Raw genomic sequence first — 15,927 nt, 5'->3', positions numbered from 1 at the left:
CGCGGAGAAGTAGCGTCGGCCGCTGTCAGAAGGCGCCGGTAGCGAGCGCGCCGGCGTCCAGCAGCAGGAGGACGGCGACGACGGAGGCGCCGTAGAGGATGGAGGAGGCGTCCTCGCCGTCTTCGAGTTTGCTGGCGGCGACCTCGGTGAGGCCGGCAAGCGCGAGCCACAGCACGAGCATCGTCAACACGAGGTGGCCGCGGCCCGTGCCCGTGAGCGTGCCGCCGTCCGTGTAACCGGCGAGCGTGAGCATGTAGCCGCCCGAGAGGAGGAGGACGGCGGAGCTACCGCGGGAGATGTTGCGGAGCGTGCCGACGAACGAATCGCGGGCGCTGGCGGGGAGGCTGCTGGCGATGCCGGGGAGCGTCGCGGTGGCGAACAGCACGCTCCCGGTCCACAGCCCGGCGAACAACAGGTGCAAGGCGTACACGACTGTCTCGGTGACTGCCATGTCAGCCAGTAGTGACTGGTGCGTCGTAAAACGCCGGGGTATCGGCGGACGGCTCCGTGAAGGCAGTCTTAAGGCCCGCGCGCCACTCGACTCGGGCATGGAACTACGGGACCTCTCCGACCACGTGGAGTACCGGGCCGGTCGGGGCATCGAGGAGGTCGCACGGGAGCTGGGACGCGACCCCGCGGAGTTCGTGAAGCTCTCCTCGAACGAGAACCCCCACGGCCCGAGTCCGAAGGCCGAAGCCGCCATCCGCGAGACCGCCTCGGAGGTCCACCGCTACCCGAAAGCCGTCCACGCCGACCTCACCGCCGCGCTCGCCGACCAGTGGGACGTCAGCGACAAGCAGGTGTGGCTGGCGAACGGCGGCGACGGCGCGCTCGATTACCTCGCTCGGGCGACGCTCGCACCCGGGGACCGCGTGCTCGTCCCCACGCCCGGATTCACGTACTACGGGATGAGTGCGCGCTTCCACCACGGAGAGGTTGCCGAGTACGACGTGCGGACCGACGACGGGTTCGCGCTCACCGCGGAGCGCGTGCTGGACGCGTACGACGGCGAGCGCGTCGTCTACCTGACGAGCCCCCACAACCCCACGGGCCACCGGTTCACGCTGGACGCCGTGGAGGAGGTCGCCGACCGGGCCGACGAGGACACGCTGGTCGTCGTCGACGAGGCGTACGGCGAGTTCACCGACGCGCCTTCGGCCGTCTCGCTGCTCGACGAACGGGACGATATTGCAGTTCTCAGGACGTTTTCGAAGGCGTACGGACTGGCGGGCATCCGCCTCGGGTATGCGCTCACGCCCCCGGCGTGGGCGGACGCGTACGCTCGCGTGCAGACGCCGTTCGCCGCCAGCGCCATCGCGTGCCGCGCGGGCACCGCCGCACTGGACGACGACGAGCACGTCGAGCAGACCGTCGAGAGCGTCAAGTGGGCGCGACAGTACATGCACGACGAACTCGACGCCCGGACGTACGAGAGCCACGGGAACTTCGTGCTCGCGGACGTCGGCGACGCCACCGAAGTCGCGGAGGCAGCCAAGCGCAAGGGCGTCCTGATTCGGGACTGTTCGAGCTTCGGGCTCCCCGAGCACGTCCGCATCACCTGCGGCACCCGCGAGGAGACCGAGCGCGCCGTCGCGGTGCTCAACGAGGTGCTTGCAGAGTGAGAGTCGCTGTCACCGGGACGCCGGGCACGGGGAAGACGACCGCCACCGAGCACCTCGACACCGACCTCGACATCGTCCACCTCAACGACGTCATCCAGGAAGAGGACCTCTACACGGAGGTCGACGAGGCGCGGGACAGCAAGGTCGCGGACCTCGACGCTGTCCGCGACTGGCTGGACGGCCGCGAGGACGTGCTCGTGGAGTCGCACCTATCGCACCTATTGGACGCCGACCGCGTGGTCGTGTTGCGCTGTGCGCCCGGCGAGCTGGAGCGCCGGCTCATCGAGCGCGGCGAACCCAGCGAGAAGGCCGAGGAGAACGCCGAGAGCGAGGCGCTGGACGTCATCCTCTCGGAGACCGTCCGCGACCACGGGAAGCCGAACGTCTACGAAATCGACACCACCGACCGCGACCCGGCGGCGGTCGCCGACGACATCGAAGCCGTGCTCGCGGGCGACCGCGACCCCTCCGCGGGCGAGGTGGACTTCACTGAGTATCTATGACCCTCGACACGTACCGTGACCTCGCGAACCGGCTGCTGCGGCCGTGGGTGCGCGCAGCCGTCGCCGTCGGCGCCACGCCCGACGTCATCAGCGTCGTTGCGTTCGTGTTCGCGGTCGGCGCCGCCGCCGCGTTCTACGGCGCAACGCCCCTCCTGTACGCGGTGGGCGCGCTCTGCGTCGTCGTGAATGGCTGGCTGGACCTCCTGGACGGCGCGGTCGCACGCGAACTCGGCACGGACTCGGTGGCCGGCGACCTCCTCGATCACGTGCTCGACCGGTATGCGGACGTGGTCATCGTCGCCGGCCTCGCCGCCGGCATCGGCCGCTACGACCTCGGCCTTGCTGCTGTTACTGGCGTCCTGCTCACCTCCTATCTGGGGACGCAAGCGCAGGCGGTCGGCCTCGACCGCGTCTACGGCGGCCTGCTCGGGCGCGCGGACCGGCTCGCGCTCGTCGGCATCACCGGCGGGCTCTCCGTGTTCATCCCGGCTGTCGGTGGGTTCTCGCTGGCCGCGTGGCTGCTCGCGCTGTTCGCCGTCGTCGGCCACCTCACCGCGATTCAGCGGTTCGTCTCCGCGTGGCGCCAACTGTCCTGAAGCGCCGGCGGCGTGCCATTTAAGCGTCGGCCCCGGCTACCCGTTCGTATGGCCCAGTGCGAGATGTGTGGCAAGGAGGTCTCGTCCCCGAAGACCGTCAAAATCGAGGGGGCGGAGATCGACGTCTGCGACGACTGCGCCGACTTCGGCACGGAAGTCCAGACGGAGTCCTCCAGCACCACCAGCACGAAGTACTCGACGTCCTCGTCTAGTTCGTCCTCGGGCGGCTCCTCGTCATCCTCGTCCAGTGGTGGCTCCTCGGGCGGGCGCCGCCGCCGCGACATGTTCGACGAGATGGAGGAGCTCGCCGGCGACTACGACGACCGCATCCGGACGGCCCGCGAGAGCGAGGGGCTCAGCCAGGAGGAGCTGGCCGACGACCTCAACGAGAAGGCCAGCGTCATCCGGAAGCTCGAACGCGGCGACAGCCTCCCCAGCGACGACGTCCGCGAGAAGCTCGAGACCAAGCTCGGCATCTCGCTGACCGAGTCCGGCGGCGACACTGACGAGGACTGGTCGTCGTCCAGCGACAGCGCGGGGCTGACGCTCGGCGACAAGGTTCGCCGCAAGGGCGACGACGGCTAGCTCCCGATAGCACCACTGCGACCGTGCCGACGCGCACTGTCGCCGCTTCGACCGCTGCCGACGGCAATTCCTGCTGAACCTACAGCTTTTTCGCCTCCGAGGACGGCGTTGGAGACGTGTTCGTACTCGTCAATCTGAAGGCGTACCCCTGCGACCCGGTCGCGGTCGCGGAGGCCGCCGCCGACGTCGCCGAACAGACAGACGCGACCATCGCCGTCGCCCCGCAGTCCGCGGACCTCGCGCGGGTCGCGGAGACGGGCGCGACGACGTACGCCCAGCACGTCAGCCCCGTCGAACACGGCAGCCACACGGGCAGCGTGCTCGCCGAGTCCGTCGAGGCGAACGGCGCGGTCGGCACGCTCCTGAATCACTCCGAGCACCGCCGCAAGCTCGCGGACATCGACGGCAGCCTCGACGCCGCCGACCGCGTCGGCCTCGACACCGTGGTCTGCGCGAACAACCCCGAGCAGATCGCCGCGGCTGCAGCGCTCGGCCCGGACGCCGTCGCCGTCGAACCGCCGGAGCTCATCGGCACCGGGACGCCGGTCTCGCAGGCCGACCCGGGCATCGTCGAGGACGCGGTCGCGGCCGCGGAGGCCGTGGACCCGAGCGTCGACGTCTACTGCGGCGCCGGCATCAGCACGGGCGACGACCTCGAAGCCGCCCGCGAACTGGGCGCCAGCGGCGTGCTGCTCGCCAGCGGCGTCGCCAAGGCCGACGACCCGCGAGCGGCGCTCGAAGACCTCGTGGAGCCGCTCGTATAACGCCGGACGCCAGCGACGCGTCGGCATCGCGGTGTTCTATATGCTGCCTCCAGCGGCGACTGACCGGAAAAGAGCGCGGCCGGTCACGCGGTCACGACGGTGACCGGGTCGTCGGAGTCGAGGATGACTTTCTGTGTTGCGTCGCCGAAGATGGCTTTCCCCGTCGGCGAGCGCTTGCGGCCCGCGAGGAAGATGTGGTCGCAGCCGTACTCGGCGGCCGCGTCGAGGGTCTTGCCGGCTTTCTTGCCGAGGTAGCCGGCGGTCTCGTACTCGACGTCGAGGTCGCCGAGAATCTCGTCGGCGAGGTCGGCGGCGAACTGCGCGGCGCCCGCCTCGGCGTCGTCGGGCGTGTAGCTCGCCGAACCGTTCGGTATCGCCTCCATCGCCTCGCGGCGGCCGCCGTACTCATCCTCGGTAGTGACGTGAATCACCACGAGGTCGGCGCCGACGCCGGCGGCGAGCGTGCCGGCTTCGTGGAGGAGGTCTTTCGCTGCGTCGGTCGGGTCGATGACTGCGAGTGCGCGATCCATAGTGTTTGGTTCGAGTCGTGTGTGGTGAGTGTTCTGGCAGCGATGCGAGACGAGGTCAGGCCAGCGGCAGCACCGACGACAGAAGCAGCACCGTCACCAGTCCGGTGACGGAGATGACCGTCGTCAGTGCGGTCCACGTTTTCAGCGTCTCCGCCTGCGTGAGACCGCCGATTTCCTTCACGAGCCAGAAGCCCGAGTCGTTGTACCACGAGCAGATGTTCCCGCCCGCGCCGATGACCATCACGAGGTACGCGGCGCTGACGTCGAGCTGGCCGGCCAGCGGCGCCATGATGCCGGCGGCGGTGAGCATCGCGGCAGTCGCGGAACCCTGTGCAATGCGGACGATGGCGGCGATGAGCCACGCGGTCACCAGCAGGCCGATGCCGAACTCCTGGAGGCCGTCGGCGATGTACGTGCCGATGCTGGAGGCTCGCAGCAGTGCACCGAACGCCCCACCCATCGCGGTGATGGCGGCGATGTTGCCGCCGGACTTCAGCGCTTCCGTGAGTTCGTCCTCCCAGACGGACCGCGAGAGGCCCGTCCAGCGGAGGTACGTGACCGCGGCGGCCATCGCGGCGATGGTGAGCGCGACGTTCTTGTCACCGAGGAAGGCGACGACCGGCTGGACGGTCTCCAGAACGGGGTACCACTCGTCGAAGGCATCGACGGCAGTCGCGGAGCCGACGAGCCCGATTGCGAGGACGATGGGCATGATGGATTCGAGGACGCCGGGGAGGTTCGAGGTCTCGCGCTCCGCGCGCTCCTCCAACTCCTCGGTGGTGGTGCCCATCGCGTCCCGCAGCGGGATGTCGAGGCGGGCGTTGATCCAGCGACCGTAGACGAGCCCGCCGACGATTGCCGCGGGGATTGCGGTGGCGACGCCGACGAGAATAGTGATGCCGAGGTCGACGTCGATTTCGTTCGCGACCGCCAGCGGACCGGGCGTCGGCGGGACGAAGACGTGGGTCGTCGCCGCGCCGGCGCCGACCACGACGAGGTACAGCGCGTAGTTCTTCCCGACGCGGGCGCGCATCGAGCGCGCCAGCGGCGCCATCAGGTAGAACACGCTGTCGAAGAACACGGGAATGGCGAGGACGGAACTGCTCCCCCACAGCGCGAGGTCGGAGTTGCCTTTGCCGACCAGCGACTGGAAGCCGCGGACGATGCGCTGGGCGGAGCCGCTCTCCAGCATCGACTTCCCGATGATAGCGGCCATCAGGATGGGGATACCGATGCCGGCCATGTTGTCCCCGAAGGCTGTCGCCGTCCGCGATGCCGCGTCTGCCATCGCGAAGTCGGGGACGAAGACGGCGTTGACGAGGCCGACAGTGAACGCCGCAATCGTGAGCCCGACGAACGCGGGGAGGTCTAGTACGACCAACAGCAACACGACCACGGCCAGCCCGGCCGCGAACGTGAGCAGTGGACTGTGTGCGAACTCGATTGCCATATGTTGCAATTTATCAGGCGATTTCACCACCTCAAAAAAGTTTTTATTGAGATTACAATTAATTATTACACCGTTGTAGTCCACCGTCGAATACGGCAGGTGAATTTGGAAAGCGTTTCACTCGAACTCGTCCAGCGAAATCTGACCGTCGCGGCCGCCGTCGGGGTCATCGCGCCGACGCTCCCGCAGGGAGGTCGAGGGCGTCGCATTGCCGGCGTCATCGGCCTCGAAGCCGTCGAGGCTCGCCTGCTCGCGCTCCGAGAAGTCGAGGTTGGAGACGCGCACGCCGACCTTCCGCACGGACTCGCCCGCGAACTCCCCGAGGAGGTCCTGCGTGACGTCGTCCACGAGCACCGGGTCGTCGACTGGCCCGGGCAGGGACTCGGCGCGCGTGTGAACGTCGTAGGGCGGCGTCACGACCTTCACGCCGATGGTGCGGTAGAAGGCGTCCTTGCGGGTGGCGCGGTCCGCGACGGCTTCGGCGAGCGTCGCGACCTGCTCGCGCACGCGCTCGAAGTCGTCGGTCGCGCCGTCGAACGCGGACTCCCGGGAGAGGCTCTTGGGCTTTCCACGGGGTTCGACGGGCCGGTTGTCCTCGCCGCGAGCGCGCCGGTAGAGGTCGCGGCCGCGGTCGCCGAACTTGTCGGTGAGCTCGTAAGGGTCCGCGCTCGCGAGGTCGCCCGCGGTCTCGATGCCCATCTCGTGGAGTTCGCGGGCGCGAACCGGCCCGATGCCGTGGACGTCCGCGACGTCGATGGGCGCGAGGAACTCCCGTACCTCGTCGGGTTCGACGACGACGAGGCCGTCGGGCTTGTCGTAGTCGCTGGCGAGCTTCGCGGTACTCATGTCGGGCGCGACGCCGACGCTCGCGGGCACGCCGACCTCACGGGCGATGCGCTGTTTGACGTGGCGCGCGAACCCCTCGGCGACGCCCCACGCAGTCCGGTCGGTGACATCGAGGTACGCCTCGTCGATACTCACCTCCCGTACTGTGTCCCCGAGTTCGTGCAGAATCTCCTTGACCGAGCCGCCCACGTCCTGGTAGAAGTCGAGGTCCACGGGCCGGTAGTAGCCCGCGTCCGGGTTGTCGGGCTCGTCGGCCTTCCGCGGGAGCTTCTCCAGGGCGGCGCCGATGGCTTGCGCGCTCTCGACGCCGTACTCGCGGGCCTCGTAGCTGGCAGTCGCAACCGCGCCGACGGTCTCGCCGGGTTCGTAGCCCATGCCGACGACGACGGGTTCGCCGCGCAGCTCGGGTTCACGGCGGCGCTCGCAGCTAGCATAAAAGCAGTCCATGTCGACGTGCAGGACGATGCGCTCCTCGCGGGCGGGCGCGCCGGGGAGTCGCTCGCCGTCGACCATCACGCGCAGTTCGGGCGCGGCGAGCAAAAAACGGCCGGTCCGGTCAGGGCTCGGGGACGACTTCGACCTCGGTCTCGTGTTCGCGGGCGTCTTCGAGCGCGTGCTTGGCGCCCATGCCGGCGTCGTGCGGGGAGACGCCGTGCCCGACGCCGACGCGGATATCGACGCCCGCGGTGTCGCGGACGTGCTCGATTGCCTCCTCGTAGTCGGCGGGCGTGAGGTCCGGGCAGACCGCGATGATGTTGTCGCCACCCACGAAGAAGGAGAGGGAGTCGTGGGCGTCGTGCATGTGCTGCATGAGTGCGGCGTACCCCTGCTCGATGTGGACGAACGACGAGTACGCGTCGAGCTCGTCGGTATACGTGCCGGTGGCGTCCACGACGTCGAAGTGCGCGATTTGGACGTCGTCGTCCGTGCGTGTCTCCTCGTCGATGGGCTGGCCCAGCAGGGCCTCGCGGCGGTCGGCGTCCTGCGCGCTGCCCTGTGCTTGGAGGGCGGCGGTCGCCTCGACGAGCGCGTCCGCGGGTGAGGCGCCGGTGCCGATGGAGAGGCTGACGGTGACGGGGTAGCGGTTCCGAATCGACTCCTGGACGCGGGCGTGGTCTTCGAGGTCGAGCCCGTTGCTCACCGCGATCATGTTGTCGAAGCGCGTGAAGAAGACGTAGCCGTCCCGCATCCCGAACGCCTGCGAGAGGTCGGCGTACAGCCGGGACTGCATCGTCTGGAGGTCGACTTCGCGCCGCGGCGACGGCGTCACGGTCCACGGCCCGTAGTTGTCCAACTGCACGAGAGTGACCTGCGTGTTCGTCACGGTTACCGACACTCGGCCCCACGGCGGTATATCGGTTGTGGATTGCGTTCCAAAAATGACGGCCAGATGGCGGCGGCGCCTGCCGTCGATTCCCGAATCGAAACCCCCAACCACCGACTGTGGATAGACGGCGGCGTGCTCGGAATGCTCCGCCGCACCGGGTTCGCTGCGCTCGCGCTCGCACCCGCCGTCCTTCTCGCGGGCGCGGCCACGGCGCAGCCCGACACCGGCACCACGACGGCAGCGCGGACCGCCATCGTGCTCGCAGCTGGCACTGCCGTCGTCGCGGAACGCGATGTCCTCGACGCCATCCCGCTCGCCGACACGCTCCACGTCCGCGATGCCGGCGTCACCGTCGCCGCCACTGTGCTCGGTAGCGTCGCGACGTACGCGCTCAGCGTGCACGCCGACCTCGGCCCCGTGCTCGCCTCCGCAGGCGTCGGGCTCGTTGCCGGGCTCGTCGTGCCGGCTATCGCCGTCGCCGTCTACTGCGGGTCCTTCGTCGGCATGGCGTCGCCCGCGCTCTTCCCGACGCCCGTCGGCGTCGCGACAGCGGGGCTCGCTGCGGGTGTCGGCCTCGTCGCCGCCGACGGCGTCTTCGACGGCGTCGGTGGGAAACTCGGGACACTCGCGTTCGCGGGCTGTCTCGCTGCCGCCGTCGCAACGCCCGCCTCCTTCCCCTCGGGGACCGCACTTCCCACAAGCACGCTTCTCGTTGCCGTGCCTGTCGCCGCCGTGGCGGCCGTCGTGGCGTTCCACCTCCACGCCGAACGCGGCCACAGCACGGTCGTCGCGTCTGCCCTCGTCGGCGTACTCGCTGTCGCGCTCCGCCCCGCACTCTCGCATGTGACCGACGCGCCACTCGCCGCAGTCGCGTTCTGCGCGTCGTTCGTCGGGATGTCGGCGCCGCGACGCCTCCACAGCAATCGCGTCGTCGCGCTCGCGGGCGCACTCGCGGCCGTCGTCTTTCTGCTTACGTCGCCCGTGTTCGGCGGCGCCGGCGGCAAACTTGGCACGACCGCATTCGTCGCATGCACGGCCGTCGTGGGCGTCGTCGAACTTCAAAAGGAGCTTCGGTAGCCGCTCGTCGACGCCGCCCGCACTGGTCCTATAGTATTCCCCAATATCGAACACATACATAAAAACGAATAATAATTCTGTTGTTTTCGTTGGGTTCTTTACGAATCACGCCCACATAACCGGCTGGAACCGAGGTGAGAAGCCATGGCACTGCCTGCGACCGGCAGCTCGTGGATGCAGCGCCTGGACCTGCCCTCCCGGCTGTTCGGCGAGGGCGGCTTCGGTGGCAGCGACTACGAACTGTACGAGGAGGACGAGGAGTTCGTCCTCTCCATCGATGTGCCCGGCTTCGACACCGACGACATTGAGGTCGCCTGGGACGACGGCGTCCTCAACGTCTCCGCCGAGCACGTCGACGAACGCCGGAACCGGAAGAAGACCTACCACCGACGCTTCCGGTTCCCGAAGGAAGTCCGGGAGGACGAGATCACCGCCTCGTACAACAACGGCGTCCTCGAAATCCGTCTCCCCATCAGCGAGGGCGCCGACACGCGCGGCCACACCATCCCCATCGAGGGCTGACGGCCGCACCGCCGCTCGCCCCCGTTTTTCGAGTCGCCGCGTCGGTAGCGTTGCGTAGCCGCGCCAGTGGCGTCGCGACCGGCCGCGAACCACCACGTTCTAATCGCCGGATACCATCGGGTCGCGACGATGGGCGACGGCTACCCGTCCGACTGGGACAGCCGGCGGCGGCGCGTCTACCGGCGAGACAACTACCACTGTCAGCGATGCGGCCGCTCGGGCGGGCCGCGCGGGAACGCGGAACTCCACGCCCACCACAAGACGCCGAAATCCCGCGGTGGCTCCCACGAACTCCACAACCTCACGACCGTCTGCAAGTCCTGCCACGAGGACATCCACGGCCACCCAATCGGCGGCCGCCAGTCCGGCGGGACGGGCGGGTCCAGCACGCAGGACATCGACCCGGTCGCGTTCGGCATCGCACTCCTTCTCGTCGGCCTCGCCGTCTTCGGGTTCGTCACGTACAGCGCCGCCCAGCAGGTGCTGCCCGCCGGCCAGACGGAGACCAAGGAACACGTCGTCGACTACGCCCGCGTCGTCGAGGACCCCGACGGCTACGGCCGCGACTACGAGTACAACGTCGGGCCACCCCTGGAAGTCGCGTACACGCTGGAGAACACCGTCATCTCGCCGGGCGACAGGACGACCCTGCGAGTCACAGTCCGCAACCCCAGCGACCGCCGCCTCTCGGGCGCCGTCGACGTCACGCAAGTCACCGGCTGGACGACCGACAGCCGGCGCGTCATCGAGCAGGTGCAGTTCTCGCTCGCCCCCGGGGAGACCCACACCGAGGAACTCACCGTCGCCAGCGGGGATGTCGCGGCGTACGCCGCCGGCTACCCCGCGAGCGCCGACTACTGGGTCGAAGCCTACGTCTCCACGGACCCGTACGCGGTCACCGACGTCGACTCGGCGGTCTACGACCGCGGCAGCCTCACGCTCACCGTCCGGAAGCCAATCCACGAGCGCCCCGGCCTCTACTGGCTCGCGTTCGTCGGCGCGGTCCTGGCCGGCGCCGCTGGACTCGCCGCGAAACGGCGGTGGGCTGAATCGGAGTGACCGATTTTCGTGGAGGCCCAATCGGGTAACGACACGAACCCTCGGGCCGTCTTCGACCAGCTATTTACCCCCGCAGTCCGGAGGGAAGTGAAATGACGCGAACGGGGGTGCTCGCCGAGCGGTTCGCGGACGTCATCGGCAGCGTCGACGAGACTATCGGCGAGAACCGGACGTACGGTGAGGGAATCGGCCCGCACGACGAGGACAACCAGATCGACGCGCTCGTCAGCGAAGTCGAGGAACAGGGCGTCTTCGACGGGAGCATCTACACCGCGAAGTCTGACGCCAGCGATGTGCGGTACCCGGGCGGCCAATCCGCGGACATCGTCATCGAGGCCGGCGGCGACAGGGAGTTCTGCGAGGCGAAGCTGTTCCGCTTCCAGAAGGCCAACAGTCAGCCCTCTTCGCAAGGGTTCAGCAAGGTCTTCAGCCCCTACCAGGACCGGAACCCGCGGTCGTTCGTCCACGACGTATCGAAGCTCGCGGACGCGGACGTGCGGGCAATGAAGACGTTCCTCGCGCCCTACTACCGGCCGGTCGACGGCCCGGGCAGCGAGATAACTGGCCAGGAGATTGCAGCGGAGTTCGTTGACGCTGTCGAGAAGTGGACAAACCACGAGATCGTCGTGGACACGGTCGCGCCGTTCTCGGGCCTCCAACACGACGTCCTCTGCCGCGGCGCGATACTCGCGTGGGAGCTCGCGGACCAGCCCGACCAGTACTTCTGAGACCGGTGAAACGAGCTATGGCGACGAACCAAACCCGGCCGACCACGCGGAACCAATGACAGGTGAGCCCTCGGGCCTGGACACGGAGTTCTACGCGGTCGACGCGGACGTCTCCACCGCGGAGTTCCTCGCGGTCGCGAAGGTGTACGCCCGGGACGTCGTCGACAGCTACGACCTCACGGTGGACGTGAGCGCGCTCGACTGGGAGGTGAGCAAGCGCGCGAAGCGGCGCGCGGGCGCCGTCAAGTACCGGGACGACAGTCCGGAAACCGTCTCGCTGACGTGGGAGTACTTCCAGGAGCACGGCTGGGGCGCGACCGCGGAAGTGGTGCGTCACGAACTGATTCACGTCCACCTCCTGAACGAGGCCGGGGATGGCAGCCACGGGGACGCGTTCCGCGAGTGGGCGGGCGAACTCCAGACGTCGGTCACGTGCGAGCGGTTCGCCGACCCGAACTGGTGGGTTGTCTGCAAGGACTGCGGGAGCGAACTGCCGCGTTACCGGGAGTCGAAGCTCGTGAAGAACCCCGAGTCGTACCGGTGCGCCGGCTGCGGCGGGACGCTCTACTCGCGGGAAGCCACCGGGAGCGGCGACTGAAACGCGTCACTTCGACTCGTCGTCCCGCGACGGCGGCCGCTGCGAGAGGTCGTCGAAGCGGCGCTGGGCGTCCTCGGCGCGCGACTCGGTGACCGCTGGCTCGTAGTCGAGGGTCGTGACGTCACCGTCAGCCAGTTCGACGGTGAACACCGCGTCGACGTGCCGTCCCGCTTCCGGGAGTCGCTGCCGGTCGAGCACGCGCTCACCGACCGTCTCCCCGTCCGCTTCGAGCAGGAGGACCGCGAGATCGCCCTCGAAGCGGTCCACGACCGCTGTGTAGGTGCCGTCGTTCGTCATCAGTAGGTTTCCTCCACGACCACGGTTCCGGTGTTTGTCTCGACGATGATAGTGTCTCCGGCGTTGTTCCAGACCGGGCTCCCCGACCCCCAGTAGAGGTCGGACGCCGAATCATCGCCGCTGCCCGTGTGCAGCGTGACCTGCTCGCCCGGGTCGAGCGTGACGTCGCTCGGGAACACGTACGCATGGTCGGCCGCGTCGCTGACCGTCCAGCCCTCGAGGTCGAGGGTCTCGCTGCCGGTGTTCTCGAAGACGACGTACTCGTCGTTCAAGTTCTCTCGGTCGCTGCCCGTCGCGTCCGCATGAACGCCGACGACGGCGAGGCTGCCGGCGTCTCCGGTTTTCGTGGTCGTCGACTCCGCAGTCGTCGTGCTCGTGGTGGGTTCGGTCGTCGTTCCACCGTCCGGCGGCAATCCGGTTCCGCTGGCCGGGACGACCGTGCGGACTTCGACGTCGTCGCTAGTTCCCGGATTAAGTGAATCGCCGTCACGGAGCTCCAGTGGTGCCGTCGGTGCATCGCGCTGGGTCGCCACCGTCACCGCGGAGCCGTTGCTCGTCAGTACAACGTTCCCGTGGGTCGCCGTCCAGTACGTCCGAATCGACCGATCGGCGAACCGCTGGAGGACGTCCTCGTGCGGGTGACCGTACTGGGAGTCGTACGCGCTCGAAATCACGGCGACCCTCGGATCCGTGACGTCGAGGAACTGTGCGCTCGAACTGGACTGGCTACCGTGGTGGCCCGCACTCAACACCGTGGCGTTCAGCCCCGCGCCGTACGCCTCGGTGAGGTAGCGCTCGCTCGCCGCCTCGCCGTCCCCCGGCAGCAGGAACGTCGACTGCCCGAACGCCATGCGCAGGACGACGCTGTTCTCGTTGCGGTCGCCGTCCGCGAGGCGGTCCTGCGGCGGCGCCAGCACGTCCACACTCGCGTTCGCCAGCGGAATCTCGTCGCTGGCGCGCGTCTGGAACAGCGGAACATCGTGGCCATCCACGGCGTCGAGGTACTCCTGGTACGTCTGCGAGCTCGACGCGATCCCGGGATCGTAGGCCGCGCCGACGCCCTCACCCTGCGTCTCGAAGTAGTTGATGACCGCCTCGTGGCCGCCAATGTGGTCGGCGTCAGCGTGCGACGTCACGAGGTAGTCCAGTCGCTCGACGCCCTGTCGCTGGAGGTAGTTGAGGACGATTTCGCCGTCGTCCGTCCAGTCGCCCGTGTCAATTAGTATCGTCTCGTTCTCTGGGCCGACGACGAGGATGCTGGAGCCCTGCCCGACGTTGATGAAGTGGACCGAGAGCGTGCCGTTCGGAGTTTCCGTAGTGGTGGTCGTCGTATTGGTCGCTTCAGTCGTCGCGGATGTCTGTTGGTCCGTCGCTGTCGGCCCGTCGCTGACGGCGCCGCTACACCCGGCCAGAAGGACGAGGACTGCGACCGCCAGAACACCGAGTGTGCGCCGCCGAGTCATAGCGTGGTCGACGGGGCGCAATCAGATGGTCTTAGTGGATCCACTAAGAGAGTCATGACGATGCGCAAGCCCGGCCGGGTGGATGTGTTCGCTTGACGACCGGATATCTAGAGTACCTCGACACGGACGCCGCCGCGACGCCCCGTACTATCGCGCGGTTTCGTCGGCGGCCCATGAGCACGCAGAAGATTCGTGAGCGGCTTCGCGTGCTTGCACAGGCTGGTTACGTCGAGCCGTGGACTGACAACTACGAACTCTTCTCGCTCACCATCTGGGGGTGCCTCTACCTCGACGGGGAGGCACGCGCCGACCAAATCGTGCCTGAGCCGAGCCCGCAGCGGCCCGGCTACGTGCTGGATTAATCAGGTAGTGAATCGTATTCGACTTCCAGTCGGAGAAATGCAATTAGCACAATCGCTCCCCAGATAAACGGAATTGTTGATAAGGGCGAAGTGGGTGTGAAAAATGGTATGTTATAGATCGATAATATCTTATACCATGCTATCCGCATGTACAGGCCCTCTACACCCCCATTAGGTTCCATTTTCACCGTGGTTACGACAATTTAAATACGGTTCGAGACCAACCCCGAAGTGGACGCGCCCCGGCGAAGACGTGAAAGCCTCGAGACGAGCGGCCTACGCACCCTAGCACCGGTTCTCCTCGTCTCACACTCCCGTAGATTCATCTATGTCATCAGAGCAACCGCCCCAAGACGATGCCGACGACGAACCGCTACTGGACCGGCTGGCGACCCTTTCGGCTCTCCTTACAAACATCGAGGAGTTACTGAGTCGGCATCGTGTATATTTTCTACTCCCGACTCCCGAAATGGACCCTCGCCTAACCGGACTAGTAGTGCTGGGGCTATTGCTCAAGTATATTCTGCAGAACCGCAAGGACCGTTCGGCTGAATAGCCGAGCGGCCTACAACACCCTAGCGTTGCGATAGCAAATCCGTGACGGTGGTCTATAAATCTACCTGCCTACGAACCTCCGCGGTGGAGTCTCACACTTTCCGGCTCTGTACTGCCGCTTTGTACTCTTCCCGACGATTTCAGGTGAGGGGCGCTTTGTCCTTGCTAATGCCCTCAACCTCGCCTCCAATCGAACGATAACTGTGGTCGTTCTTGCGGAGTTCAAATACTTAGAGGGCGTCGTGAGGCGCGCGCCGATCAAATCGTGCCCGAGCCGAGCCCGCAGCGCCCCGGCTACGTGTTCGACTAGTCGACGACAGCAAGGTCGATTTGTAGATGTGGACACTTCTCCTATCGGTCGCCTTTAGCAAAGTCTGAAAGATATTGGTCTATGGTAGACCGAGACACATCTAATTTGGCGGCTATCTCTCTACGTGGTTTCATCTTGACAATCCGGAGGTAAGCTGTAATCGCTGGTTTCCCTAATACAGCCGTTGCTGTCGGGATGAAACCATCTTCGCCTTCCTTTACAGAACCACCTCGGCTAATCAGTTCATAACAGAGGTCCGGTGCGAGCCACCCCCGAGCACAGTACGCTTCCCTATCAGTCCGGTCTCTCAAATCTACGACCCAGTATATCTCAGCAGGGTCGTCTTCGTCGTCAAGCATTTTGACGACTCCCTCCTCTTTCTTTATCAGTTTCTCTTCCCCTAACTCGAGGGAGCCCTCTACTCGTTCGATAGCCACGTTTGGACTTTAGGCAACGAATGTAATCATCCTACCGTTGGAGTACCCCCAGCCGAGCCAGTATACAATTTGTATAGTGACCGCGGAGCTTTTTATGTCCGTCCGTATGTTTGTCTATGCGGGCCGGCCGGACACCTGCACGTCCCCACGTTCCGGGTGTCACGGCTTCTATGGCCCGATAGCAACGCATGTCGTCCGACCTAGAACACAAACAGGACGAGGACAAAATAGACCTACTTGACCGCATTAGAGACTGTCTCGAAGTGCTTCGGTTATCACTACGCGTCGTGCTGTTG

General features: G+C 66.7%; 19 protein-coding genes. 11 read left to right on the top strand and 8 right to left on the bottom strand.

The genetic code is table 11. The features are described from left to right. Window positions 1-25: 25 nt before the first annotated feature. Window positions 26-451 (bottom strand): hypothetical protein, encoded by a 426-nt coding sequence (locus tag HHUB_RS05850; protein ID WP_059056648.1) that lies wholly within the window; start codon window positions 449-451, stop codon window positions 26-28. A 97-nt stretch (window positions 452-548) separates the two neighbouring features. On the opposite strand from HHUB_RS05850, the gene hisC reads away from it, so the two are divergent. The 5 genes from hisC (at window position 549) to tpiA (ending at window position 4,070) form a co-directional block, all read left to right on the top strand. Beyond that, a complete protein-coding gene (gene hisC / locus HHUB_RS05845; RefSeq protein WP_059056647.1) occupies window positions 549-1,622 on the top strand; it encodes a histidinol-phosphate transaminase in 1,074 nt (357 codons plus the stop codon). Beyond that, window positions 1,619-2,125, top strand: coding sequence for an adenylate kinase family protein (locus HHUB_RS05840; protein WP_059056646.1), 507 nt, complete (start codon window positions 1,619-1,621; stop codon window positions 2,123-2,125). The genes hisC and HHUB_RS05840 overlap by 4 nt, the downstream gene beginning before the upstream one ends. Then, on the top strand, window positions 2,122-2,721 hold the full coding sequence (locus HHUB_RS05835) for a CDP-alcohol phosphatidyltransferase family protein (protein ID WP_059056645.1): 600 nt from the start codon (window positions 2,122-2,124) through the stop codon (window positions 2,719-2,721). The genes HHUB_RS05840 and HHUB_RS05835 overlap by 4 nt, the downstream gene beginning before the upstream one ends. Window positions 2,722-2,769: 48 nt before the next feature. Continuing rightward, on the top strand, window positions 2,770-3,306 hold the full coding sequence (locus HHUB_RS05830) for a multiprotein bridging factor aMBF1 (protein WP_059056644.1): 537 nt from the start codon (window positions 2,770-2,772) through the stop codon (window positions 3,304-3,306). Window positions 3,307-3,422: 116 nt separating this feature from the next. Then, window positions 3,423-4,070 carry a triose-phosphate isomerase gene (gene tpiA / locus HHUB_RS05825; protein WP_059056643.1) on the top strand — a complete coding sequence of 216 codons (648 nt, stop codon included), beginning with the start codon at window positions 3,423-3,425 and terminating at the stop codon, window positions 4,068-4,070. An 83-nt stretch (window positions 4,071-4,153) separates the two neighbouring features. Here tpiA and HHUB_RS05820 read toward each other — a convergent pair whose 3' ends face one another. The 4 genes from HHUB_RS05820 to HHUB_RS05805 all read right to left on the bottom strand — a co-directional run bounded on the left by HHUB_RS05820 (window position 4,154) and on the right by HHUB_RS05805 (window position 8,220). Next, window positions 4,154-4,600 (bottom strand): universal stress protein, encoded by a 447-nt coding sequence (locus HHUB_RS05820; RefSeq protein ID WP_059056642.1) that lies wholly within the window; start codon window positions 4,598-4,600, stop codon window positions 4,154-4,156. A 55-nt stretch (window positions 4,601-4,655) separates the two neighbouring features. Continuing rightward, window positions 4,656-6,050: a GntP family permease gene (locus HHUB_RS05815; protein ID WP_059056641.1), complete on the bottom strand. Its 1,395-nt coding sequence runs from the start codon at window positions 6,048-6,050 to the stop codon at window positions 4,656-4,658. Between the two features lie 117 nt (window positions 6,051-6,167). Further along, complete coding sequence (dinB, locus tag HHUB_RS05810; RefSeq protein ID WP_059056640.1) at window positions 6,168-7,409, bottom strand: DNA polymerase IV; 1,242 nt, start codon at window positions 7,407-7,409, stop codon at window positions 6,168-6,170. Window positions 7,410-7,452: 43 nt separating this feature from the next. Continuing rightward, window positions 7,453-8,220: a GTP cyclohydrolase III gene (locus tag HHUB_RS05805; protein ID WP_059056639.1), complete on the bottom strand. Its 768-nt coding sequence runs from the start codon at window positions 8,218-8,220 to the stop codon at window positions 7,453-7,455. 144 nt (window positions 8,221-8,364) lie between these two features. Between HHUB_RS05805 and HHUB_RS05800 the strand changes: the two genes are divergently transcribed. From HHUB_RS05800 to HHUB_RS05780, 5 genes are all read left to right on the top strand, one after another. Continuing rightward, window positions 8,365-9,300, top strand: coding sequence for a hypothetical protein (locus HHUB_RS05800; protein ID WP_370683882.1), 936 nt, complete (start codon window positions 8,365-8,367; stop codon window positions 9,298-9,300). A gap of 144 nt (window positions 9,301-9,444) precedes the next feature. After that, window positions 9,445-9,822, top strand: a complete 378-nt coding sequence (locus HHUB_RS05795) for an Hsp20/alpha crystallin family protein (protein WP_059056637.1) — start codon at window positions 9,445-9,447, stop codon at window positions 9,820-9,822. Window positions 9,823-9,951: 129 nt separating this feature from the next. Beyond that, window positions 9,952-10,881, top strand: a complete 930-nt coding sequence (locus HHUB_RS05790) for an HNH endonuclease signature motif containing protein (RefSeq protein WP_059056636.1) — start codon at window positions 9,952-9,954, stop codon at window positions 10,879-10,881. Window positions 10,882-10,973: 92 nt separating this feature from the next. Further along, window positions 10,974-11,609, top strand: coding sequence for a hypothetical protein (locus HHUB_RS05785; protein ID WP_059056635.1), 636 nt, complete (start codon window positions 10,974-10,976; stop codon window positions 11,607-11,609). A gap of 55 nt (window positions 11,610-11,664) precedes the next feature. Next, the gene (locus tag HHUB_RS05780) at window positions 11,665-12,207 is read left to right on the top strand and encodes a SprT-like domain-containing protein (RefSeq protein ID WP_059056634.1); all 543 of its coding nucleotides are present in this window, start codon (window positions 11,665-11,667) and stop codon (window positions 12,205-12,207) included. A gap of 6 nt (window positions 12,208-12,213) precedes the next feature. Here the strand turns inward: HHUB_RS05780 and HHUB_RS05775 are convergent, their stop codons facing one another. Then, window positions 12,214-12,504 carry a DUF3006 domain-containing protein gene (locus HHUB_RS05775; RefSeq protein WP_059056633.1) on the bottom strand — a complete coding sequence of 97 codons (291 nt, stop codon included), beginning with the start codon at window positions 12,502-12,504 and terminating at the stop codon, window positions 12,214-12,216. Further along, window positions 12,504-13,967, bottom strand: coding sequence for a lamin tail domain-containing protein (locus HHUB_RS05770; protein ID WP_059056632.1), 1,464 nt, complete (start codon window positions 13,965-13,967; stop codon window positions 12,504-12,506). The genes HHUB_RS05775 and HHUB_RS05770 overlap by 1 nt, the downstream gene beginning before the upstream one ends. Before the next feature lie 173 nt (window positions 13,968-14,140). On the opposite strand from HHUB_RS05770, the gene HHUB_RS05765 reads away from it, so the two are divergent. Then, window positions 14,141-14,329 carry a hypothetical protein gene (locus tag HHUB_RS05765; protein WP_059056631.1) on the top strand — a complete coding sequence of 63 codons (189 nt, stop codon included), beginning with the start codon at window positions 14,141-14,143 and terminating at the stop codon, window positions 14,327-14,329. 906 nt (window positions 14,330-15,235) lie between these two features. Here the strand turns inward: HHUB_RS05765 and HHUB_RS16580 are convergent. Further along, window positions 15,236-15,631, bottom strand: coding sequence for a helix-turn-helix domain-containing protein (locus tag HHUB_RS16580; RefSeq protein WP_157533990.1), 396 nt, complete (start codon window positions 15,629-15,631; stop codon window positions 15,236-15,238). Window positions 15,632-15,927: the final 296 nt, after the last annotated feature.

It is taken from the genome of Halobacterium hubeiense, from assembly GCF_001488575.1.
GTDB lineage: Archaea > Halobacteriota > Halobacteria > Halobacteriales > Halobacteriaceae > Halobacterium > Halobacterium hubeiense.
Note: the sequence above shows the minus strand (reverse complement) of the source record. Positions and strands in the feature narration are given on the sequence as shown.